General features: G+C 33.7%; 21 protein-coding genes. 2 read left to right on the top strand and 19 right to left on the bottom strand.

Annotated features, from left to right (window positions below; all coding sequences use genetic code 11):
• Window positions 1-6 precede the first annotated feature (6 nt).
• From H624_RS0110975 to H624_RS0110945, 7 genes are all read right to left on the bottom strand, one after another.
• Window positions 7-519, bottom strand: a complete 513-nt coding sequence (locus tag H624_RS0110975) for a hypothetical protein (RefSeq protein ID WP_026867649.1) — start codon at window positions 517-519, stop codon at window positions 7-9.
• A gap of 16 nt (window positions 520-535) precedes the next feature.
• The gene (locus H624_RS0110970; RefSeq protein ID WP_026867648.1) at window positions 536-3,148 is read right to left on the bottom strand and encodes a glycosyltransferase; all 2,613 of its coding nucleotides are present in this window, start codon (window positions 3,146-3,148) and stop codon (window positions 536-538) included.
• Window positions 3,149-3,160: 12 nt separating this feature from the next.
• On the bottom strand, window positions 3,161-4,186 hold the full coding sequence (locus tag H624_RS0110965) for a hypothetical protein (protein ID WP_026867647.1): 1,026 nt from the start codon (window positions 4,184-4,186) through the stop codon (window positions 3,161-3,163).
• 11 nt (window positions 4,187-4,197) lie between these two features.
• Window positions 4,198-5,808, bottom strand: coding sequence for a heparinase II/III domain-containing protein (locus H624_RS0110960; RefSeq protein ID WP_026867646.1), 1,611 nt, complete (start codon window positions 5,806-5,808; stop codon window positions 4,198-4,200).
• Between the two features lie 78 nt (window positions 5,809-5,886).
• The gene (locus tag H624_RS0110955; protein WP_026867645.1) at window positions 5,887-7,140 is read right to left on the bottom strand and encodes a nucleotide sugar dehydrogenase; all 1,254 of its coding nucleotides are present in this window, start codon (window positions 7,138-7,140) and stop codon (window positions 5,887-5,889) included.
• Between the two features lie 32 nt (window positions 7,141-7,172).
• Window positions 7,173-7,799, bottom strand: coding sequence for a ParA family protein (locus tag H624_RS0110950; RefSeq protein ID WP_026867644.1), 627 nt, complete (start codon window positions 7,797-7,799; stop codon window positions 7,173-7,175).
• 10 nt (window positions 7,800-7,809) lie between these two features.
• Entirely contained in the window at window positions 7,810-8,331 is a 522-nt protein-coding gene (locus tag H624_RS0110945) for a YveK family protein (RefSeq protein WP_026867643.1), read from the bottom strand.
• A 91-nt stretch (window positions 8,332-8,422) separates the two neighbouring features.
• Between H624_RS0110945 and H624_RS12105 the strand changes: the two genes are divergently transcribed.
• Window positions 8,423-9,619, top strand: coding sequence for a DUF6270 domain-containing protein (locus tag H624_RS12105; protein ID WP_051220579.1), 1,197 nt, complete (start codon window positions 8,423-8,425; stop codon window positions 9,617-9,619).
• Window positions 9,620-9,655: 36 nt separating this feature from the next.
• Here H624_RS12105 and H624_RS0110935 read toward each other — a convergent pair whose 3' ends face one another.
• From H624_RS0110935 to hflX, 5 genes are all read right to left on the bottom strand, one after another.
• Complete coding sequence (locus H624_RS0110935; RefSeq protein WP_026867642.1) at window positions 9,656-12,466, bottom strand: glycosyltransferase family 4 protein; 2,811 nt, start codon at window positions 12,464-12,466, stop codon at window positions 9,656-9,658.
• A 78-nt stretch (window positions 12,467-12,544) separates the two neighbouring features.
• Complete coding sequence (locus H624_RS0110930; RefSeq protein WP_026867641.1) at window positions 12,545-13,459, bottom strand: ABC transporter ATP-binding protein; 915 nt, start codon at window positions 13,457-13,459, stop codon at window positions 12,545-12,547.
• A 7-nt stretch (window positions 13,460-13,466) separates the two neighbouring features.
• Window positions 13,467-14,276 (bottom strand): ABC transporter permease, encoded by an 810-nt coding sequence (locus tag H624_RS0110925; protein ID WP_026867640.1) that lies wholly within the window; start codon window positions 14,274-14,276, stop codon window positions 13,467-13,469.
• An 80-nt stretch (window positions 14,277-14,356) separates the two neighbouring features.
• Window positions 14,357-15,610 carry a methionine gamma-lyase family protein gene (locus H624_RS0110920; RefSeq protein WP_425402335.1) on the bottom strand — a complete coding sequence of 418 codons (1,254 nt, stop codon included), beginning with the start codon at window positions 15,608-15,610 and terminating at the stop codon, window positions 14,357-14,359.
• Complete coding sequence (gene hflX, locus H624_RS12100) at window positions 15,603-16,826, bottom strand: GTPase HflX (protein WP_035857289.1); 1,224 nt, start codon at window positions 16,824-16,826, stop codon at window positions 15,603-15,605. Before hflX ends, H624_RS0110920 begins: the two co-directional genes overlap by 8 nt.
• A 120-nt stretch (window positions 16,827-16,946) precedes the next feature.
• Between hflX and H624_RS0110910 the strand changes: the two genes are divergently transcribed.
• The gene (locus tag H624_RS0110910) at window positions 16,947-17,432 is read left to right on the top strand and encodes a glutathione peroxidase (RefSeq protein WP_035857287.1); all 486 of its coding nucleotides are present in this window, start codon (window positions 16,947-16,949) and stop codon (window positions 17,430-17,432) included.
• A 58-nt stretch (window positions 17,433-17,490) separates the two neighbouring features.
• Here the strand turns inward: H624_RS0110910 and hfq are convergent, their stop codons facing one another.
• The 7 genes from hfq to H624_RS0110875 all read right to left on the bottom strand — a co-directional run bounded on the left by hfq (window position 17,491) and on the right by H624_RS0110875 (window position 25,063).
• Window positions 17,491-17,679, bottom strand: coding sequence for an RNA chaperone Hfq (hfq, locus tag H624_RS0110905; protein WP_026867637.1), 189 nt, complete (start codon window positions 17,677-17,679; stop codon window positions 17,491-17,493).
• Complete coding sequence (miaA, locus tag H624_RS0110900) at window positions 17,680-18,588, bottom strand: tRNA (adenosine(37)-N6)-dimethylallyltransferase MiaA (protein ID WP_026867636.1); 909 nt, start codon at window positions 18,586-18,588, stop codon at window positions 17,680-17,682.
• Window positions 18,575-19,459, bottom strand: a complete 885-nt coding sequence (locus H624_RS0110895) for an alpha/beta fold hydrolase (protein WP_026867635.1) — start codon at window positions 19,457-19,459, stop codon at window positions 18,575-18,577. Before H624_RS0110895 ends, miaA begins: the two co-directional genes overlap by 14 nt.
• Window positions 19,460-19,640: 181 nt before the next feature.
• Window positions 19,641-21,476, bottom strand: a complete 1,836-nt coding sequence (gene mutL / locus H624_RS0110890; RefSeq protein ID WP_026867634.1) for a DNA mismatch repair endonuclease MutL — start codon at window positions 21,474-21,476, stop codon at window positions 19,641-19,643.
• A 12-nt stretch (window positions 21,477-21,488) separates the two neighbouring features.
• Window positions 21,489-24,017 (bottom strand): DNA mismatch repair protein MutS, encoded by a 2,529-nt coding sequence (mutS, locus tag H624_RS0110885; RefSeq protein ID WP_026867633.1) that lies wholly within the window; start codon window positions 24,015-24,017, stop codon window positions 21,489-21,491.
• Between the two features lie 52 nt (window positions 24,018-24,069).
• On the bottom strand, window positions 24,070-24,558 hold the full coding sequence (gene thiW, locus H624_RS0110880) for an energy coupling factor transporter S component ThiW (RefSeq protein WP_026867632.1): 489 nt from the start codon (window positions 24,556-24,558) through the stop codon (window positions 24,070-24,072).
• Between the two features lie 70 nt (window positions 24,559-24,628).
• On the bottom strand, window positions 24,629-25,063 hold the full coding sequence (locus H624_RS0110875; RefSeq protein WP_026867631.1) for a YlbF/YmcA family competence regulator: 435 nt from the start codon (window positions 25,061-25,063) through the stop codon (window positions 24,629-24,631).
• Window positions 25,064-25,086 lie beyond the last annotated feature (23 nt).

Raw genomic sequence — 25,086 nt, 5'->3', positions numbered from 1 at the left:
TTCCTCCTACATCTTACTTGCAAGTGAATTAACATAATTTAATTTCTGTTTTATAACTTTGAAATTTTCATCCACTTCTTTATATTTGTTTAGAATATTATTTGCTGTATAAACTAACTCATGAGATTTAGATAAAGAATTAATACTTCGTGGTAAGAGTTTCATCTTGCCAATAATTTTTCGGTTGTTGAAAATTATTGGCTCTGATAATTGTTCAGATGTAAAACAATTTATATAGTAATGATAATCTTCTACTTCAATTTTCTTAATTAAGAACTTCTTCACTATTTTTTCCAAATCTATACGGTGAATGCTATGTTTATTAGCTCTTAGTTCAACATGTTTATTAAATGGAATAGTGAAAAGATAGTCATAGTTTTCATCAAACGTAGAATGATTGTTTAAGTTTATAATAATCTTTATATCTTTAAGATTAATAATTTCTTTATGATAGTCAAAGTTATCATTAATATGATACTCAATATAAGAAGAAGATAACTCAATTTCTTTACTTAACATACAATCCCTCTCATTCTTAATTAACTAACTCTTGTGATAATTCCTCAATTAATTTTTGATTATCTAAATCATAGACAGGCTGATATTCTTTATACAAATCTAGAATATCTAGAAATAGTTTGATCGACTCTTTTCTGTCTTCTGGCTGTAATCTATCTAATCTCGGTTTGTACCATTTTTTTATATAAAAGTTAAATCTTTCTTCTAAATAAGTTTCCATTAGTCCGTACTTATTTAAGAAAGGAACACGCTCTTTTTCTAAAATTAGATACTTGATAAAAAATTTTTTACTAACTGTATTCGTAACACTACCAGATACTGCTGCATAATAGATGTGAATGAGTTTGTTTACACCTTGGATACTGTTGCAATTGAGCACTAATTCTTGGAAAAACATTGTATCCTGCCCAGCAGCGCCTTCAACCATAGTGATATCATTATCTAGTATTATATTTTTCTTGACTATTAGTGCTTGGATACTTTGAACTCTCATCTCGCTTCTTTTTAGAAATGCTTGTGGATCGTCAATATATAACTTACCATAATTATTATTTTTTATAACATTAGTATAACTAATGGTATTCTTTTTCTCATTAGATTCTTTTACTATATTGCCAACAACCATATCCACATTTTTTTCTTTTATAGCTTCTAACATATGAGCATATCCATCACCAGTAGCTTCATTATCTGGATCGAGATAAGTTATTAAATCCGTACTCGCTATTTTAACACCTTGGTTTCTAGGTTTTGAAGCACTTCCTGATCCTGTATCATTTTCAATGTAAACTATATCTGGATGTCTTCTTCTTAAGCGGTTAATAATTTTTATTGTATATTCATCAGTACAACCGTCATTTACAAAAATTATTTCCATCTTTTCGAATATTGAGGACCTCTTCAAACTAGCAAAACATTTCTCCTCTAAATAAGAGCCATTGTTATGTATTGGTACAATGACGCTTAAATCTTTAGTTACTCTATTTTTATATTCTTGCTTATTTTTGAACACTTCAACATCATCTAAATTATACCCTACATTTAAATTATCTATTTCATTAATGCTTTGAATATTTTTAGTTGAAATCATTGAGAGATAGGTATCATTTATATTATTTACATAATTATGTTTTTCAAGGTTACTATTTTTAGTCACAAAATCTACATCAACATATTTAAATGCAGAAACCATATCATCCAGATAGTATTCCTCATAAAGTATGTTGCTAGAAAAGAATGTTATATAATCATATTCTTTAAGATCAATTGTAGATATTTCTGATTCTTGGCATTTGAATTTATTTTCATATATCTGTCTTTCATAATTATCAATATTTTCGTCTGAGTAGTCTTTCATAATTATCAGTATTTTAGCATCCTCATATTGGTTAGCACTTAAACCTATGTCCGAAGCAATTTTAGATAATCTATGATAAGTTGTGTGATTTTTCATTACACTTCTAATTCCTTTAGCTTGTAACTCTAAAAGATCATTTTCATTGGTATTATATAATAATTTAAAATCTTCTTTATCATTAATCATTCTGACATTAGGAAAGATATTATTTATTCCAGTGTTGTAATTTGATAATAATATATTTCCGAATGCTTGTAATTCATACACTCTATTTGCAAACATAGTTTCAGAGTATTTTACAGAGTTCATATTAATACTCCATCTAAAAATTTTATGCAATTTCATTAACAAATTATGTTTTACTGGGAATGTAATGTTATTTATATATTTTGATGGGAACTGGTATCTTGGATTCTCAAGTTCTAAATTTCTATCTATTATAATTAAATCTTCCGTTTCTTTTAAAATCGAATCAAAGAGTCTTTGAGTTTCTGTCATGCGTACCGGATATTTAACTAACCAAGATCCTGCAAATAGTATTTTGTTCTTATATTGCTCAGCAAATTTACTTCTAGTACCAACCGGGTTATGTATTGTAGGGTTTATTCCAAATTGAAGTACATCCACATTTTCATTACCAGTGTAACTAATATAATCATTCACTACTTCTTGTGAAGTTGTATATATATAATCACATGGTTTAGACATATCCTTAAATAAATTATAATTCACGGGGTCTTCCTTGGAGTAGAACACAGTTGTTATACCTTCACTTTTATATAAGTCAATGAGATTCAACATATCTTTTCTTGCTTCAGAAAAGGGATTAGCAACACCTACCCACGAATTGTCAACTCCTCTCCAAGTTGTAGCAAAAATTACAAAATCTAATGATTTATCCACAGAAATATCATTTCTAGATAAATATTTTATATTCGCAATGTTTTTAAATGATTCATATAAAAACTCATCTGCAATTATACCAATATTTAAATTTAATTTTTCAAAAAATCTACTCCCATTGCTCTCTGTTATTTCATTACGATTTATAATATCGATGTATTCATCAAGCGCATGCTGTCTCCCGAGTTCCTTTACTTTAAGATAATAAAAAAGATCCGTTTCTTGTTTATTATTAAAATTTTTACTATATTCACTAATATTAACACTAGGATTCAAATCATTAATCATTTTATTTAATGTCAAATTAAAATCTTTCTTGTATAATTTATTATACTTTTTCATTTTATTTTCTAAAGTTTTCTTGTCCATTTTTTTCACCACCTATTTTTTCTTTAGCTCTTTATATTTCCCATCTAATTCTTTTAACTTTTCTTCAACAAAAACCATACGCTCTTTATACCGATTTTTTTGCTCAGCTAACCTGTTATTATAATCTTTTTGTGACTCTAGTCTCTCTTTTGTGAGTTTTAATTCATTTTCTAATTTTTTAATTTCAGTATCAGGAAAGCTCATATACTGTTTACTATCTTTATTTAGATTCAAGAATTCTTTAGCAGAAATAACTGATTTTACAATTTTTTTTGTTTTATTTCTTTCTATATCAACACTATATAATATATCCTCAATCAACTTATCTTCTTCATTTTTTTCAAAATTTTGACCACTCATATTTAATACTTCATTAATATTTTCAATATTGCTTAATGAGGTCCAATACATTTCCTTATCATCTATTTGTAATTTTGCTATTTTTTTAGAGTGAAATGCAAGTACTAAAGTCAAAGTATTAATATCAACTTGATCATCGATTGCGTTATTTAAAGTACTAACCGTATATAATTTTTCGGAATTTATTAAACTATCTCTCTTTAGAGATATGTTATATTCAACTGCTTCATCTAAATACGATGATGGATGGAATCCTTGAAATTTATTTTTCAAAAAAATTCCATAGAATTTTTTTCCATTATATTCAATTTCAGATTTTGCAGTTAATAATTTCCCTTCAAATGCTGAATAGAAATCCTTTTCAAAATCTAATTTACTGTTAATTTCATCACTATAATATTTATCTTCGATCAATTTAAAAGTTTTAGCTTTAAATCTAAATATTTGTATAGAATCTTTTAATTTTACCCAACCTACAGTTTGATCATCAAGTTGTATGAAATCGTACACATCACCGTTATATTTTTTCTGAGTAACACTGGATACTATTTTCCATTGATAATCAGTATTATCTATAACTTTTGCATCCTCTTTTAAGTTTCTAAGTATCACGTTTGCTTCATTTTCTATAAAAATATACTGTTTAGAATACTTATAATTCATTAAATTATTATTCATTTAAAACACCCTTATAGATTTATTATATGTTGTTTATTTTTGTCGGAAAAAATAATCTTACCTTTTTCAATTTTTAAATCATTAATATTAACGGTACTTTCTTCTTTATAAAATACTGATAAGAAGTTTGTAGTTGATGCTTGTTTACTAAACTGTATTTTGTGCGTTTTTATTACCTTACCGAATTCTAAAGAAATTAAAGTATCTTTGAGATCAGCATTTATTTTTTCGTTATTTCTCGCAATAATTTGTAAGTAATATTTTTTATTATTAATAATAATGCTAAAAGTATTCTTATCGATTTTACTTACCTCAGCTTTTGGATTCAAAATAAAATTTTGCACATATTTCTGATTAATTTTGGAATTAACCGAATCATAAATTATAAGTTCGTCAGAATCAGTTAGGATGCAAGTTCTGCTAATAAAAGTAGCGTGATACAGATTATTTTTTGCTGAGACTAATTTATATTTATTCTTTTTTATAAATTTATTTATAGACAATTTTAGTTGATCTTTTTGAGGAGACGTTAACTTATATTTTTTACCTTCTATATAAATTGTACTGTGTCCTTCTGGTGAAACAATACTCTCTCTTATAGGATTTGAAATTTCATAGTTATATTTCCCTGAGTCTATAAAAATATCAACACCATCTACAAATAAATTAAAAGACAAATCGTCCATATGTTTATGAGTTTTACTTTGGTAACCTGACTTAAACAACAACCAAGTACTTTCAGAAATTTTATTACTATTTTTATTATTAAATATTGACAATCCAGCTTCGTAATCAATTAAATCTATAAATTTTTTCGGTATTTTTTTATCAAATATTGTCCCAGTATCTCCGATAACTGGATATTGACGATTCGGTTTTATGAATATCGACGTGATTTTCCTAGCATTATCTAATATATCTATAATCTCTTTTGGGAATGGCTTGTTTAATTCTTGTAAAATGCGTTTCGATCTGTTTAAAAGAGTTAAAACTAATCTATGATATTCAGGTGAATTTTCAAGATGTAATCCTTTGTATGAAAAGTCTCTTTTAATGCTATAGCTTAATCTATAAAATACTTTGGAAATAATTAGCTCTTTCTTTTCCTCATCTTCTAGGTAATAACTAGCAACTAACAATGAGTTATCCATCATTATTCCATGATTATTATCACGATAATTTTTGTCATCATTTAAAAAGTCAACATGCTTTGTAATAAGAGCCTTAAAAATTCTTGAAGACAGTTTTATATTTGCGGAATATTCTTGAAAGTATATAATGTTGTTAATTCTATATGATGCTGCGTGTTCGTTCCATGCTAAATTACTTGTATTTAAATCAAAGTTTTTATTATACCAATTAATTATAATGTTTCTTGCTTCTTTAAGATATTTCTTCTCATTCGTTTTTAAATACATTTGCACAAAATCTTTAACGATATTTAAACTGTGCAAATATACTTGGTAAGTCCTCGCATTATCTGCGTGTTTATAATTCCAGTCTATCGAATTATTAAATTTTATAGGGTCTAGGTTATCTTTAATAACCAGATTACCTTTTTTATACTCTGAAATATTCTTTTCATAGTATTTACTTGCACTATTATACTTCTTAATATCCATTGAGCAGCAACCCTTTACAAATAAAACTGCAGACATCGTCTTTAACTTTGTCTACAGTTTTGTATTTATATATAGTTTCTAGAATTTTTGAATGTTCCCGTAGTTAAAGTATTTAACTTCTTCGAAGTTGTTAGGTACCACATTCTTAGTATCAAAGATAACCTTATCTTTCATACCTTCAAAGTCAGAATCAGTTAATGTTTTAAATTCACTGTGATCACTTAATACTAGGACTAAAGAAGAATCTTTAATCGCTTCAGTCATGTCTTTTTCCACAAAATCCATCTTAACGTGTGGATCGTAAGCATTAACTTCTAGGCCAGATTCTTTACGTAATAACTCATAAATATCAAACGCTGGTGATTCACGAATGTCATCCACATCACCTTTATAAGTTAAACCAAAGACACTCATTTTATTACCACCAAGTTTGCCAAGAATGTCTTTAGTAGTATTAACAACATACTCAGGCATAGACACGTTAATAGAACGTGATAACTGAATTAATGGAGACTGTTCTGGTGCTTCAGCAATAATGAAGTAAGGGTCTACTGCTAGACAGTGACCACCTACACCAGGTCCTGGTGTGTGTAAGTTAACACGTGGGTGCTTGTTCGCCATTTCAATTACTTCATGTACATTGATATCTAAATGGTTACAAATTTTAGCCAATTCATTCGCTAATGCAATATTCACATCACGATAAGTATTCTCCATTAGCTTAGACATTTCAGCAGTCTTCGCATTTGTTTCAATCATTTCACCTTTAACGAAAGTACCATATACTTTCTTACCAGCTTCAACACATGCTGGAGTCATTCCACCAACAATACGGTTGTTATAAATAAGCTCATGCATAATTTGTCCTGGTAATACACGTTCAGGACAGTGTACTAAGAAAATGTCTTCACCAATCTTAAAGCCTTGTTCTTCTAGATAAGGCGCTACATTATCATCCATAGTACGAGGTGCGATTGTAGATTCTACAATTACAGTGTCACCTTTTTTAAGTATAGGAACGATTGACTCAACACCAGCCATAACAATAGAGATATCTGCAGATTTATGCTCATCATCATTGTTTGGTGTTGGTACCGCAATAATATATGCGTCTGCTTCTTCAGCAACAGTCGAAGCCCTGAATTTACCTGTCTCTAACACTTCTTCAAGTGCTTCTTGTAGTCCAGGCTCCTCAATATGAATTTGTCCTCCATTAAGCATATCAACAGCTTCTTGCTTAATATCGACACCTAACACGTCTACGCCGTGTTTAGCGAACATAATAGATGTAGGTAAACCGATATAACCTAATCCAATTGTTGTTAGTTTCACTATGGAACACCTTACCTTCTTCAAATTTAAATTTATTCTTTTCTTAGTATACCAAAACTTTTTACATTAAAAAGATTAATTTTCTGTAAATATTTACTTAATTCATGTTTGTCATTCTTTTTGGCATTGATAATTGTGACAGCACTGTCAGCTAATTCCAAATATGTTCCGTAATTTTCCATATCATCCACTTGAGGACCAATGATGAAGATATGATCATAATAATTCGTTAACGGGCTTAATTTTGATAATACATTATGCTCATTAAATTTCGTAACGATTTCCTCGTCACTTAAATCTTCAATATGAATCACATCCAATCGTTCAACAGCTGTCGGTTGGATGGCTTCACTTAAAAACATTGATGTTTTTAAGGTGGTAAATAAATTCGGTTTCGCTTTTGAATTTATATATGATTCAACTTGGTTAAACGACTTTCCATCTAAATTAACGATTAATACACGATCTTTTAGGCTGGCGAGTAAGTAAGCGATATGAACAGTTGCTTCAACTGTTGCCGCTTGTTTTACTAAAGATGAAAATATCGTCTTATTTTTTGGATTATCTTTGTTTTCTTTTCTTATTGCAATCGCAGTATCGTATAAAGTATTTAAAAGATCTTTGTCAAATACTGACTCTATTTCTTCATTTGCACTCATATTCTCACTCCTAGAATGTACCCAATGTTCTTTCGTTTAAATAGTGTTGGATATCTTCTTCAGTATTAATGTTGTTATTGTTAACTGCGAGAATGATTCCTACAACAGTACCAATGATTAAACCTAACATCACAATAATAATCTGTAAGGCTTCATTTGAAGTATCGTAAGTCAATTGGCTTACGTTTTCGGTTATTACGAATCCTTCAGCTTCTAAAATATCATGTACTTGTGATTGGATTGAATCATAACTAATTCCACTTTCTGTTGTAATGTTTAGTTGTAACAGATTAGAATTTGTTTGTCCATTCAACTCGGCTACGTGAATATTATCAGAACTGTTATTAATAGTATCGTTTAGTAATATATTTAAATCTGCAATAGAATTTGGTTCTAGAGCAGTTTCTAATGTATAATATTCTTCGTATGTTGTACTGGACGGTGGAATGAAGAAGTTAACCACTGTAGCAAGCACGCCAAAACTAAGCATGCAAATAATAATATTAAGAATGTTTTTCTTTAAAAAGTACATAAGTCTGCTCCTTAATTCGTGATTCAAATTATATTATACTATTAAGGCATGCAAATAGAAAACATTCTATCGAAATCTAGAGGTGCAAGTAATGAAAATTGATATTATCGGAAGTAAATTTTCTTCCAAACTAACAGAATTCAGAAGTTTCCCCTACTCAGTTAATAACTTCATAGCTGGTACTAGCTTATTGTCATTGTTTTCAGAGCCGTACCCAAAAGCAATGAAAGATATTAACACGAGTGATATCGTTGAAATCTCTACGGCTCATAGAGATTTAAATAAAGCAAACCTGGAAAAACTTAAAGAATCTAACTCTGAAGTATTAATGATTGATTTACTCAGTGAGCTAAATGATATCGTCGTCTATAATGGCGATTACTTTAATCGTCGTTCATTTGAATTGATTGATGATGAAATCGACTACCAAACAGTTAGAAAAATTGATCAGTTTAGAGCTTTAAGGAATAGAATCAAAGATGTTTTAACCTTGGCACAAAGATATGACAAAGTTATTTTAATCGATGTACTACCTAATAATGATTACGACAGCTTTATTTCAGGCCTATATGAATTACTCTATAATAATATAGAAAATAAGTTAGTAATCAGTGCAGGGAATGATGCAGTTAAAGATATACTTAACGCACCATTAGAAATCTATGATGCAGTTAACCAACAGTTGAGAAAAATTAATTCAGATAACTATGAAAACCAGTTGTTATTTGATGAAAAGTTAGAAGGAAACATACTATCTGTCTTTATGAACTATGTAGAAGAAAGATATTATATTTATGAATTATATAAAGATGGTCGCCCTTTAAAAAAATCTCACCGTACTGATTCACGCTATTGTCAGTTCCATTTAGATGAAGCTGGAAAATACCGAATCCGCGTAACAGCTGAAGTGGATAATATTAAGCCTAGGTTCTCTGATACTTTTATATATAAACCAAATACAGTATCTAGTAAAAATAATAGCTATAAATACGTCGAAATGCCAAGTGAAGATAACCTATGGATGTTAAATTTGATATTGTCAACTTCGAACTTCAAAGGACTAGTGGGTAACCCATTTAGGTATGTGGATGGCTATAACGGTCTAGACGTATTTCTAAAGGAAGAAGTAAACGCAGACTATATTAAAAAAGAAGACTTATTAGAGATGGCTTTAAATATTCTTTATGACTTAAACAAAGACGATCTTGAAACATTCATCGTTGATAATCAAGATGCTCTTAATTCAGCATCAAATGCGATTAAGGATTATATTAGTAAGTTAAATTAAAAATTGTGCCTAAGGCTTTCCTTAGGCACAATTTTTTTAAGCTATCATTTCTTTGTACAAACGATCTAATCGATCGATTAATACTTGCCAATTACGATTTTCTTCAACCCACATTCTCGCTGATTCACCGATAGAGTCATTTGTTAGTACTTTGACCACCGCTTCTTTGAATGCCTCTTGATCATCTGCTTTAAAGTATACGCCGTTAACTTGATCAATCACCATTTCTTTAAGCGCATTGACATCACTGACAATCACTTTCTTAGCCATCGCCATCGCCTCATATGTCTTGATTGGCGTCACCAACTGACACACAAGCTCATCCACTCTAGGGAATGGTGCGATATCTATAACTGAATAGAAGTCCTTAACCGTTTCAAATGGAACTTTACCTATAAAGATGACATCCTCACTTAAGTGAGCCTCAAGCACTTTCTTTTGGAGCGTCGCGCGATATTGACCATCTCCAACAATTAAGAACTTAAAGCGCTTATCATAATAATCACTTTCGTTTAATTCTTTAATAGTATCAATTATCATTTCGATACCTTCATAATTAGTAATTGACCCAATAAAGCCGAATACAATACTATTTTGAAGGTTATACTGATTAACAATTGATTCTGATTTTTCTGTTGGGTAGATTTTCTCTGTGTTCACGCCGTTTTGAATTAAAGTAATTTTAGAAGCATCAATACCTTTAAAAATTAAATATTCTCTCAAGCTCTCACTAATTACAACGACCTCATCAGCGTATGAACAGCATATAACTTCGTACTCTTCTTGCATGTTAAATCTATCTGACTGATAGAATTCATGAATTTTAGATGTTTGTGTATGATGCCACATGCCTCGAACTTCATAAATTGTCTTAATACCCATCTGATTTCCTAAACGTATAGCTGGAAGGGCATTTTGGAAATTTGAAGCGGCATGAATAATTGTCGGACGCTCCGCCATGACAATCTTATAAAGTTCATCTTTGTAAGTATCGAAGTATTTTTTTAAAGGTGTTCGATTTGTTAAGTACTTATCTGAGCGATCAATATAATATATGCGATAATCCCCATCATCTAGACCGGGTTTTTCATAACTCTCATGTTCTGGAGACCAGCCAAGGCGTGTGGTCACCACTGGACGATATCCGAGTTCTTTTACTCTAGAAATAATTTCATTTGAACGAATTGTATAACCATTAATCACTGGCATTCCTTTGTTTAGTACAAAAAGTATTGTCTTGCCGTCACTATTGAATTTTGAATCTAAAGGTAAGGGCTTCGGTTGCCATTCTTTTTGCATCAGTTTATATTCTTGTTCCGCTAGATTAAATTCACCAGGATATATTCTTGAAGGAAAGTGCTTTTTCATTTCCTTTAAAAATTTATACCGAGCAGTAATATTACCGATTGCATGATTTGCTCTGATCAATGCCCTTAAAACATCTGCACTGGCAGGTTTAATCTTATACGCTTCTTGTGCATGATAGAGTGAATCATTGAATCGTTTTAAATTAAACAAGTACATTGAAAGATTAATATGTAACTTGTATTTCTTTTCCGGTAAATGGCGCTTAATTAACTGGTTTAACTTATCAGTATCATTTTCAGCAGCATAAAATCGACCGAGTATGAGGGCATGATTATATTTTTTACTTGCAGTCTTTTCTAAATAAGCAAAAAGATATGGTGGTAAATTATATAACTTATTTACCCTTTGGAGTTGTGCAATCACTGCATTATATATTCTCGCTCTAGACTTATTTGAAAAATTGTCATAGACAAAACAATCTGTATTATCATTAGTGTCTTCATCTAAAAATAGCGTTGCACTTTGAAATACAGTTTCTAAACGCTTATCTGACTTAAACAAACGAATTGCATTTGAGTCCTTAAATTGTATCTGTTGATCTATAATGAGTCTTCGTAAACTCATAATATGCTGTGCATTAAGCGGTACTTCAGGCAACAATTTTAAAATTTTATTCATTAACACTTTCGTACCTTTACCAAAGTGATAATAATTTAATAGATTTTGGAGTTGGTCAGATTTTTTGTCAGTCGAAGCTAGATTGAAATCTAATACATCGACTGCGATTGGATCTATGTATTTAAATAACTGACTATTATTGTTGATGTGATCGACAAATAAATCGTTTAATTGTTCAACTAATTCTTCTTTTTGGAAGTGATTATTAATTACTAAAACATAACCGAGATGTTTTAAATTGATATCTTCTTGATCGATCACTACTTTTAAATCGGATAACTGAACATCAGGGTCATCAATTTCTAAAACATTTTGTCTATAGTTTGTCCAAGAGTATTGGTAGAATAAATCATCTTTTTCTTCGTTATATAATTCTACCAATCGCTGTTTATTTCTACTCATACGGTTAATCATACGTTCAATCGTATCGTATTGATTTGACTTTAAGAAATTACGAACTAAGACCTCTTGCTGGTCTTTTGTTAAGTCACCGAGTACATCATGTCCAGATTCTGCAATATCTTCAACATCATCAAAACGCTTTAAATTATAATAAAGTTTGGTCTTAAAAGGTACAAGTGCCTTATTACGGTCATTTTCAACCATCTCTAAAGACCCTTTATAATCCTTCTCATGACGTAAAATAAGCGCCTTTAAATAAGCTTCATAATCATTGGCTAATCGCATACGATCAATCAAGTCAAGTAGCGTTAAGTGTCCTGACTTTCTCAAAAAGTAACTTAAACCCGGCTCTTTTTTACCAATCTTTTTAGTCAGACTTATTTTGAGTATGTGTCTAGAGACAACAGGCATATTATATTTTAATGCGAAGTATGATATAACTCCTTGAAGATATCTCATGGCAATTCTCCTATGTGTCTATCAGAAATGAACTAATATTATACCTTACAATATTTTGCTATATTTAAAAAGGCTGTTTTAATTAAAAACAGTGAATACTTGTATTAGTATACCGAGCACCATTAGTAAGAACAGCCCACTACCGACAGCAACACTCAACATATTAATCTTCTCTTTCGGTAAAACCAATCTTTGACTTTTCGCCATTTGTTCGGCAACCATCTTATCTTTATACTCAATCTGTTCATCACGTGTTAAGTTTTTATATTGACCCACAAACTCAGCATAACTTTTTACTACATCTTGCATATCTCCAAATTGTTTCATTTCTCCATATTGTACCCAAACTGCCTTATTACAAAACTGTCTAATTTGACCAGTTGCATGAGACACGAAGAATATAGTTTTACCTTGTGCTTGAAAATCTCTCATTCGGTCAATACATTTGTTAGCAAAAGTCTCATCACCAACAGACAGAGCCTCATCTACAATGAGAATGTCCGGGTCTGTATGAATAGCAATCGCAAAACCAAGTCTTGACCTCATTCCGCTAGAGTAACTCTTGATTGGTTGTTTGATGAAATCACCAAGCTCAGAAAATTTTAAGATATCATCATAACGATCATTAATATCTTTTTCAGACAGACCATGCATTAAGCATTTAATACGAATATTTTCTTCGCCTGTTAACTCATTATTTAAACCTGCACTGATTGCAATAAGTGATGTTCTTCCATTAATATGAATATTCCCTTTAGACGGTACCGTCGCTTCAGCAATTAAGTCAGACAGTGTAGTCTTACCTGAACCGTTCAAACCCAAAATACCTACTGAATCACCAGCATGTACTTCAAAATTAATATCTCTTAATGCATAGAATGGTTTAGCTTTATATAGCCAACCAAATGAAATTAAGGATAAGACTTTTTGAATTCTATTGCGATTTATATCATATATTTTTGAGACATTATCTACTTTTACTTTATACATAATTTCACCTCTACAGATAATCGACTAATCTGTCTTTATAGCGATAATGAACCTGAACTCCAACAAAGAATAAGAACAATGTAATCGACCAGAAATAGATATGGTCAGCAGCTGTACCATAAAATGCTGGTCCATCAAATATGAGCGCATTTCTGAATGTCATGAGAAGATAAGCGAATGGGTTAAAAGCCATAATTATAGACATCAATGGTGGTCTACCTTCTGGCTCCCAGAAAATTGGTGTTACAAAGAAAAACATTCTCATTACATTTGCCTGAACATTTTTAAAGTCCCTTATTAATATGTTCACTGAAGACATTATTAAACCAATACTATAACTAAAGGCAATGGTGGCAAACATAAAATAAAACCATACTAAATAATGGCTTGGTTCAGAATAACCGTTCACTAAACTGATGACTAGTACGATTAAAGTCATAATTATAAAAGAAATTACATTATTCATGACCGACATCGAAAGCAAGATAGATGAAGGGAACTTCATCTTTGTCACTAAGTTAATCTGGCTACTAATGGCATTTGATGTTGCATTGACACAGCCTGATATAAAACCAAAGGCAAATATACCAGTAATCAAATAGACGAGGAAAGGTACATTCTGTACATCTCCTCTATCCCCTCTTAGACCAAGTCCAAAGACAACATAAAATACGCCAACTTGGGCAGCTGGCATTAAAATTGTCCAAAGTAAACCAAGATAGTGGTTAGCGTATGAAGCCTTCAAATTATATAAACTCAACTTCCAAATCAATGGCAGGTTTTCAAAATTTTCTTTTAATAACGCAAATACATTTTTCATATGGTTTGCTCCAATTTGTAAGATCGAAGTTAATTATACTCTTAAACTATTATTGTGTCACTAGCCTTTCAATACAAGGCCTAGAGTTGAATCATACCCTTTTCGTTCATTTCACTTAAAACCATTTCTAAGGCATATTTAACGTGTTCAATATGTAGACCACCTTGAGCATAGACTGTATATGGTGCTCGAATCGGACCATCAGCAGATAGTTCTAGTGATGCACCTTGTACAAATGTACCTGCAGCCATAATTACTGGGTTTTGGTAACCAGGTATTTGATCCGGTATAGGTAAAAATCTTGAATTGACTGGACTCGCTTTTTGAATCATTTGCGTGAATGTTATCATCTCTTCTTCAGTATTGAAGCTCACACTTTGGATTAGATCCGTTCTCTTATCTCTATAAGACGGTGATGCTGTCATGTTCAATTGTTCAAAGACATAAGCCATTAAGAGTGCACCGTTTACAGATTCTATAACTGCATGGGGTGCCATAAAGAATCCTTGATACATATCTGTTAGGGCATTTAAACTCGCACCCATTTCCTTGCCGACACCTGGTACAGTTAAGCGGTAGCTCACGCGTTCAACTAGGTCTTGTCTACCTGCGACATAGCCACCCATTTTTGCGAGTCCTCCGCCTGGGTTTTTAATGAGTGAACCAGCGATAATATCTGCACCAACTTCAAGAGGTTCTTTACTCTCAACAAATTCACCGTAACAGTTATCTACGAAGACAATCACATTTGGATGCTTTTCTTTGATTGTTTTTATAATGGTTTCTATTTCGTTGATAGACATTGATTTACGTGCAGAATATCCTCGTGAGCGTTGAATACCAATTATTTTTGTCTGATCCGTGATGGATTCGAGAATTTTCTCTGTGTCAAATTTGTCTTCTTTTAAATCAATAGTATTAAAATTAACGCCAAGTTCCTTAAGGCTTCCAACATCATCTTTACTATTCCCGATAACCTTCTCTAAGGTGTCATAGGGTTGGCCAGTAATATAAAGCAGTTCTTCTCCCTCTCTTAGAATACTGAGTAATACGAGACTAATTGCATGCGTTCCTGAAATGATCTGTGTTCTTACTAAAGCATCTTCAGCCTTGAAGACATCTCTATAGATATCCTCTAACTTGTCACGCCCAGTATCGTCATAACCATAACCTGTTGTACCATTAAAATCCGATTCCATAACTGAATGTGCGTTAAAAGCCTGCATGACCTTCTTAAAATTTTTATGTGCTAAATCTTTATTCTCTTTAAAATGAGGTGATAACGCTTCTACTGCCTCATTTATGATGCTTATAATTTTTTCTTCTTTATTCACTATCTTCATCCTTAGCTATTATTCTATTTACAAAATTCCCATCAGGTTCAAAGCCAGAGATTTTCACTGTTTCTGCTTCGATTTCTATATCCTTAACCACCGTTTGTCGTTTAAGATTATAAATCTTATCTTGTCTATATATTGGCACACTCACTTCATAATCACTGAAATACTTAATCATGAAGTCTTCTATATAAGACAGTAGTTCAGTTGAATCCATATTTTTATTTACAAAGTTATAAGGCACAGGTGGTAATAATTTTTTACTGTCGTTTAGGTCGCTCTTATTAAATAAGACAAGTTGAGGAATATCCGCCATATCCAGAGACTGAATCAATTGCTCTACTGTATCATACTGACTGATGATATCAGCTGCATTATTATCGATCACGTGAATAATAAAATCACTATCCGCTGCTTCTTCTAGTGTCGATTTAAAACTCTCGATTAAGGTCGTCGGCAGTTTCTGAATAAATCCAACAGTATCTGAGATAATACACTGGAAACCAGATGGTAACACCATCTCACGGGTTAGTGGATCTAGTGTTGCGAAAAGCTTATTTGCCTCAAGTGCTTCAGCCTTAGTCAACTTATTGAAAAGTGTCGATTTTCCAGCATTGGTATAACCGATTAGAGACACTTTCGTCACTTGATTTTCACGGCGCTTATTCCGATATCTTAGGCGGTGATTATCGATAACTTTCAATTGCCGCTTTATATCAGAGATACGTGAGTTAATGTGCCTACGGTCCGTTTCAAGTTTTGTTTCACCGGGACCTCTTGTGCCGATTCCCCCACCAAGGCGTGATAAGTTTATGCCTTCTCCTTTAAGCCTAGGAACCAAGTATTCAAGTTGAGCGAGTTCCACTTGAAGTTTACCTGACTTCGACTGCGCTCTTAAAGAAAATATATCCAAGATAACTTGGGTCCGATCGATGACACTCGTATCTAACATCGCTTCAATTGCTCTATTTTGACTGGCTAAAATTTCATCATTTACAATGCAATAATCCAAGTCTTCATATTGTGCTTCGATTTCTGCTAAAAATCCAGAACCCACATATGATTTACGATCAACCCGTTGTCTATTTTGTATATGTATACCAAGGATTTCGATACCGATAGACTCAGAAAGTTCTTTTAATTCTTTGACTTCAGCGTCAACATCCTTCGTCTGAGGTAAATTTGCTGCAATGATGATTCCGGTATGCGTCATTTCTATGACAAACACCCCCAAATTTTTTTATTAATATTACGATATCATGTTTGGCAATTATAAATAAGGCTATATTAAAGTAGTTAAGTCAGTTTCTGAATAAGAAAGGTGAATCATATAATGAAAACGACATTCTATGATCTTTCTGCTAAAGACGCAGATGATAATATTATAAATATGCGACAGTTCGAAGGAAAGGTCGTACTTATTGTAAACACAGCAAGTGAATGTGGTTTTAATAACCAGCTCGCAGAATTAGAGAAATTATACGAAAAGTACCATGAAATCGGCTTAGAAATCCTTGCCTTCCCGTCCAATAATTTTATGAATCAAGAACCGTGTTCTGCTACAGAGGCACGTGATGCATACATGAATTCTTTTGGTGCGACGTACACTGTCATGGAGAAAGTCGATGTGAAGGGTGAAAACATTCATCCATTATTCAAATTCCTAACTGAAGGAAAGTCCGGACTTATTACGAGTGCAGTTAAGTGGAACTTTACAAAATTCTTAGTCACTCGTGAAGGTATTGTAGCAAAACGTTATGCACCTCAAAAAGATCCAAAAGACATAGAAGAAGATATCAATCGTTATCTAGCTGGGTAAAAAAATAAACCGACTGTAAAGTTTCTCCGTAGAGATTTCACAGTCGGTTTCCCCTTTTTTAAGCACGTACAAAAGTTGAAATTGCATGCTTATATATGATTTGAATTTTCCCATCAGAATCCAGTTCTATCACATATTTGTCGAAATCATTGATCTTACCTTGCAGTTGAAAACCGTTCATTAAGAAGACGGTTAACACCTGCCCCGACTCCTTATACTCCCCTAGAAACGAATCTTGTAAATTCATCTAATTCTCCCCTTTTGTTTGTAAGAATTGATATATATCATTATAGATAATATCCGTGTTTGTCTGTGCGATATCATACCAATGAATTTCAAGCTGGTTTCTAAAATAAGTTAATTGCCTTTTAGCGTACTGTCTAGAATGTGCTTGTACACGCTCCATGACTTCAGAAATACTCGCCTCCCCTTTAAAATATGGCAAGAATTCCTTATAGCCTATTGCCTGACTCGCTGTCTTAGACATACCTTTGTCATACAATCCCCTAACCTCATTTTCAAGGCCAGCCAAAAACATTTTTTCTACACGTAAATTGATACGATCGTATATCACACTTCTCTGTGTTGTAAGTCCTATTATGAATGTATCATACTTCTCTTCTTGTGTATACGCTTTCTTTTCTGTAGTTGTTAGGTTTTCCTTTACCAGACGACGAATGATTCGCTGTCTGTTGTTGGGGTGAATATCAACATCTTGCACCATTTCACTGAGCATCTTGAATAAATTTTCAGTTGTAAATTGCTGATAGTATTGGGTGAATTTATCGATATCTTCTTTTTCTTCTTCGTTAAATTTATAGCCATCGATCAGGGCTTTAATGTAGTGACCTGTCCCACCAACAATGAAGGGTACTTTACCTCGACTCTCAATATCCTTCACTAAGTTTACCACCATTGTTTGAAAGTCAGATACTGAAAAAGTTTCATCCGGGTCTTTAATATCGATTAGGTGATGTGGAATGCCATTCATTTCATCTATAGTAATTTTTCCTGTACCGACATCCATACCTCTATAAACCTGCATGGAGTCTCCGCTGATAATTTCTGCATTAAAATGTTCTGCGATTTTTATAGATAAATCAGTTTTACCGATTGCTGTTGGACCGACAAGGATTAATAATTTACTTTTTCCCATGTAAGTATACCCAGTTGACGATTTTAGAAAAAACCGCCCCTCTATTTTCTTCAAATAGCACCTCATGACGTGCATTCGGCTCCAGTATGACGTCAACGTGATCAGATAAGCGCTTTAACCGATAGCGTATAATCTCGTAATCTCTCGCGAAATGAGAGAAGGGATCATCATTGCCGCCAATTAATAAGTATGGAATGTTTTTATATTGTCTGATGACCTTTGATGAATCCACTTGACGTATATTCGATAAAATCTCACTGAGCGCCTTCACACTCATCTTTTGACCAGCATGTGGATCTTCGTTATAGGAGATGACGTTGCTATCATCTTTTGATAGCCATCGATTCTTATGATTCCCTTTGAAGTTAGAGTCGTAGCCAAAGAATGCTAATTTGTTGATGAGTGTCGATCTTGTTTTTGGAATTACTTTAGCGAGCACTTTTAAGAATTTTGTAGCCAGCGCATCTTTAAAAGATAACTTACTGCCTGTACCTACAATAATCGCACCGTCATATAAATCCTCAGTTAACAGTCTTCTTAATATGATTGAGCCCATGGAATGACCAAGTGCGAACCTGGGTAAATCTCTCGGCATAGAACGATAGACGACCATAGCGTCGTCGATTAAATCTTCAAAAGAATCAAAGTGACCTAAATTAGATTTTTTCTCATCACTACCATGACCCCTATGGTTGTGAACAACACAATGAATATTATTTAAAGTTAAATAAGTTAAAAATTCCTTGTAGCGGTCCTTATGTTCAGCCATACCGTGTAAAATCTGAATACTCGCCTTCGGTTCAACTGGTACATAATGCGTCACGGCAATCGTCCTGCCTTTATTTTTCATTGTTTTGTTAATAATCTTCATGCACTACCCCCCTCTTAGCGGTTCTTGTTCTGTACATGCGCTTCGTTTTTGATTCGAAGCGGAGCTTGCCTGTTACGTCCGCTTCGTTTTGGATTCGGAGCGGAGCTTACCCGATTCATCCGCTTCGTTTTGGTTTCGGAGCCGGGCCAGCTCACCAAACACCATGTTCCCACTTTCTACCTTACTTCATCACCCGATTAAACAGTCTTTCGATCTCATAGGTGGTCATGTGAATGATGACTGGGCGGCCGTGCGGGCATGTGTATGGTGATTGACACTTACCGAGTTCTTCTAACAGGGCTTCCATCTGTTTTTTATCGAGGTAGTGATTGGCTTTAATGGATTGTTTACAACTCATCATGATGGACATTTCTTCTCTATATTTGTTGATATCGAAGTGGTCAGTGTGGGATATAAAATCTATGAGGTCATTGATATCCGCTTCTGGATTATCTTTGTTAATCCATGATGGGTATGCTGATACTGTATATTGTTTCATGCCCGTCTTATCAATTTCAAAACCTAGATTTCTTAATTCAGTCAGTTTCTCATCTATGGTAATGACGTCGTCAAATGAAAATTCGAAGGTATATGGAATCAGTAATGGTACGCCGTCATTTTCTTTTACTACGTTTTCATAAATATATTCATATTTGATGCGTTCTTGAGCGGCGTGCTGATCCATTAAGTACATGCCGGTTTCATTTTGCATGATGATATAGGTTCCATGAAGTTGGCCGATAATTTCCAAATACGGTAGTTTTTCTTTTTCTAGCTTGTCTTCTGTATTGATATAAGTCGGTTGATCTTTTGGTTTAGTCTCGGTCGGACGCTCTTGCTTTGTTGAGGCCCGGTCACTCGTCTGTTCGATTTCTCTTTCCTTGAAGAAATTATTCTTCTTGGGTGGACTCTGATAAAGACTCGCTGATTCTTTTATGGCTTTTAAGTGGTCCTCACTAAAGTCTATCGATGACTGTTCTGGTTTTTGTTGTCTCTCTTCTTTCGACTTATGCTGAACTTCTGGAATTAACTGTGTCTCTGTTAATGCATCTTTGACAGCTTGTTCTGTTAAATCTAACAGTTCTCGTTCTTTTGATAATTTAACTTCAACCTTAGATGGGTGCACATTGACATCAAGTAATTTCGGATCCATCTTAATATCTAAAAAGACAAGCGGGTATTTATCTTTCGCTTGAAGAGTATGGTAGGCATTGATGATGCTTTGAGTGAGCTTGAAATTACGAATGTGACGGTTGTTGATTGCTATATTGATGTAATTTCGATTGGACCGAGTAATTTCTGGTCTAACTGCGTAGCCTGTAATTTCATAGTCCGGGCTCACCCCGTGTACTTCTAAGGTATTGGACGATACTTGCATACCGTACAAGATATGAATAACTTCTTTTAAGTTGCCATTACCTGTCGTTTTAAAGCGTTCCTTATCATCAAAGACTAAACGGAAACTTACACTTGGATTATTTAAAGCCATTCTTTGGACGATATCAATAATTTTACCGGCCTCTGTTCTAAGGTTTTTAATATATTTTAACCGTGCAGGTGTATTGTAAAATAAATCTTCTATTTCAATTATCGTCCCCTGTCTTTCGTGCCAAACTGTATCACTTTCATACGTCCCGGCTGAATAGACAATTTTAAAAGGTGTTGAATTTTGACTCATACTCTCTAAAGTGACCTTGGCTACAGCACCAATACTACTCAGGGCCTCTCCTCGAAAGCCTAAGCAACGTATTTCAAATAGGTCATAGCTTGTATCAAGCTTACTCGTCGCATGACGTTCAAAAAGTAAGTGTCTATCTTCATAGTCAATTCCAGATCCATTATCGATGACCTTAATTGATTCCATACCAGAGTTTTTGACAATGACTTCTATAACAGAGGAATCAGCGTCGAGTGAGTTTTCAACGATTTCTTTAACGATCGATGATGGACGCTCGACCACTTCACCTGCTGCAATCTTGTTTTGTATATCAGCAGGAAGCACGTGTATTCTACTCATTTTATATGCCTCCTATTTCAATAGTTTTTTGAATTCTGCTAAGGTATTTAATGCTTCAATTGGTGTCATTTCATTTAAGTCGATACTTTCTAATTTTTCGATTAAATCACTATTTATATTTCTCTCTTGTTCTTCTGAATCGTCTAATGGTAGTTCAAGTTGGAAAATTGTATTGTCAGGCGCTTCTTTACTCTTATTTTCAAAACCACTTAAGTAAGATTCTGCAAGCTCGGTAACCTTTTCCGGCAGTTCAGCAAGTCTTGCGACATGAATACCATAACTTTTCTCTACTGCACCAGGCTTCACCTTGTGTAAGAAGACCAGTTTACCATCATATTCAGTCGCTTTAACGTGTACATTTTGTAGCCCAGATAAGTCATTTTCTAAGGCTGTTAATTCGTGATAGTGCGTAGAGAATAAGGTCTTCGCTCCAATGTCATCGTGTATATACGATAGCATGGCTTGAGCGAGCGCCATACCATCATAAGTCGACGTCCCTCGGCCAATCTCATCAAAAATTAATAGAGAATCTTTAGTCGCATTTTGAAGGGCAGTATTTGCTTCCATCATTTCAATCATGAAAGTCGACTTTCCACTAGATAGGTCATCACTCGCACCAATTCTAGTATAGATTGCATCGAATATTGGAAGCACTGCTTTGTTTGCAGGTACTCTCATACCAATTTGAGCCATGATGATAATCAAAGCAACTTGTCTCATATAGGTCGATTTACCTGACATGTTCGGTCCGGTAATTAGATAGATAAAGTCATCATCTGTCATGTTTAAATCATTCGGTACATAAGTACTTTCGTTTAACATGCGTTCAACAATTGGATGGCGTGCTTCAACAAGTTCTAATGTACGATCACTAGAAAATTCAGGTGCAATAAGGTGATGCTCATTTGAAACATGAGCAAATGAAATCAATGTATCTAACATTGATAAGTGTGAAGCGGTATGTTGCAAGCGATCGATGTAGGTCATCATATGATTTCTAACTTCAGTAAACATCTTATACTCAAGCATGATGCTATCATCTTCTGCAGTCAGTATTTTACTCTCCATATCTTTAAGTTCTGGGGTAATAAACCGCTCTGCATTCGTTAATGTTTGTTTACGATTGTAAGAGAACTTATCCGCATCAAAGTTTACAGCTTGCCCTTTAGAAATTTCTAAGTAATAGCCAAAAACTTTATTAAAACCAATTTTTAGATTTTTTAAGCCAGTACGTTCTTTTTCATCTTCTAAGTAATTATTCAACCAAGTTCTCGCATTATTTGAAATGTCTCTAAGTTCATCCAATTCATCAGAGACCCCATCTTTAAAGATATTACCCTCTCGAATCGTCTTAGGTGGTTGATCTGTAAATACAGTTAAATGCTCATAGACATCTTCTAAACTATCAAAATTTCTAAATAATTGATTGTCAGTTAATGAAAGATATTCTAGAAGTGCTTTTAATTCAGGTAAGCCTTCGAGCGAGTCTCTTAATTGGACAAAGTCCTTCACATCAATATTATTAAACGATAAACGCCCGACCAAACGTTCAATATCATAAACTTGATTCAATATTTTAGACAACTGTTCACGTTCAGAGAAATGGTCGATTAGAACGGTCACAATTTGTTGGCGGTTCTCAATCTCTTTTTTAGAAACGAGCGGACGTTCAATCATATTTTTTAGACGACGTTTCCCCATCGGTGTTTCGGTCTTATTTAAATACCAAAACAGTGACCCTTTTTGCTTTTTAGTCTGAATATTTTCAAGCAATTCCAAATTCGACACGGCTGCATAATTCAATCTCATATGAGCATTCAACTGGTGTTTAGTCACCGGTTTTAAATGCTCTAAATCTCTCATGTTTTGTGCACGAATATAGTTTAAGAGGAGCTGAATCGCCTCATGTTCAACGACATCATCTTCAAAGTCGTAATCCTTCTTATCAACCGCTTCAAAGACAGTATATAGCGGTGGATCACTATATATTTTACTTAGCAGGTACTCTGAACTTGAATCCACGACTAATTCACTTGCACCGATTGTCTCGATTTCACTCTTCAAATCGTCCTGGTTCGCGGTTGAGAAGGCATGGATTTCTCCCGTTGAAATATCACCGTAAGCGACCTCATATGTTTGATTCACTTCTCTGAGCGCTAAAATATAGTTACTCGCGCCGTCTTCCATTCCAAAATCATCGATTAAAGTGCCTGGCGTAATGACTCGGACGACTTGACGTTTCACCATGCCTTTAGTTTCACGCGGGTTTTCCATCTGCTCACAGATTGCGACTTTAAAACCATGGTCGATGAGTTTAGCAATGTAATTTCTTGCAGAATGATAAGGTACACCGCACATTGGCGTTGGATTGTCACTGTTTTTATCTCTTGAAGTCAGTGTGATTTCCAGCACTTTTGCTGCAGTCACTGCATCATCGTAAAACAGCTCATAAAAGTCACCTAACCTAAAGAATAATAGGCTATCGGGATGTTGGTCTTTTATCGAAAAATATTGTTTCATCATCGGCGTCAGTTCTGCCATCTATTCCACTTCCTAAGATAATCTTGTCGTATTATTATAACATGTGAAGCATTTAAAGTCGGTTTAAAACTCCACGCTTTTCGAGCGCTTTTAAGATAAAATAAGACACCGTTGCACCGATCGCACTCGACACTAAAAATGCAAGTGCAATAACGGCATATACATTAGTGTCGAGGTCTAATATCAACATCAAAGGATACAGACTTAGAGCCCCAATGATACCTGTTCCAAGCACTTCACCTAAGGCAGTCGGTGCCAATTTTTTAGTATATCGATATAATAGGTATGCCAATAAAGCACCGATCATAGATCCGGGATAAGCAAATATTGTGCCTGTACCTAAGAGTACTCGAATTGTCGAGGACACGAAGGCTTGAACGATGACCCATGGACCTGTGAATACTGCCCCGAGTACGTTAATTAAATGTTGCATTGGTGCGGCTCTAATTACACCGAGTGGTATTGTTATAAATACACCTAAGACCACATTTAAAGCAACAAAAACAGAAGTTAAGGTTAAATTTCTCGTCAGTTTATTCATTTATAAATCCCCCTTTTTTTAAGAAAAAAGCCGTAATCAACATCAGTTGGTTATCGGCTTTAAAAATTGCTTATTTAAATTGATCTTTGTTTTGGTTCGGTCTGTTTCTAACAGCAGCTCCAGTTTCACCTTGGAGCACATCTCCACCCGTTCTTTCAATCACTTCTTGAGTAACAGTTGAGCTGATCGCGTGAGACACCATTTGTAATAGTTCATTGACACCCGCTTGGGATGCTTGGAATTGTTCGACTAATGGCATGTCGTTTAACTCTTCTTCAATTTTTGCGAGCTTTTCTTCAGTCATCTTATAAGCGCGTTCCTTACCGTAGTTTTGGAAGTTAACGGCTTGTTGCTGAAGGCTCTTTAAGCTTGCCATCTTTTCACGAATTTCCTGGTTTTCATGAATTTTAGCTTCTGCCTTTTGGAAAAACTCAACCTGCTCGGTTTCAGCCATCATCTTACCGAGCTTTTTTGCTTCTTCTATAATTTGTTCCTTAGTATACATGAAACGTTCCACCTTTAAGTTTA

The organism is Jeotgalicoccus marinus DSM 19772, assembly GCF_000425825.1.
In the GTDB taxonomy this organism is placed as follows: Bacteria; Bacillota; Bacilli; order Staphylococcales; family Salinicoccaceae; genus Jeotgalicoccus; species Jeotgalicoccus marinus.
Note: the sequence above shows the minus strand (reverse complement) of the source record. Positions and strands in the feature narration are given on the sequence as shown.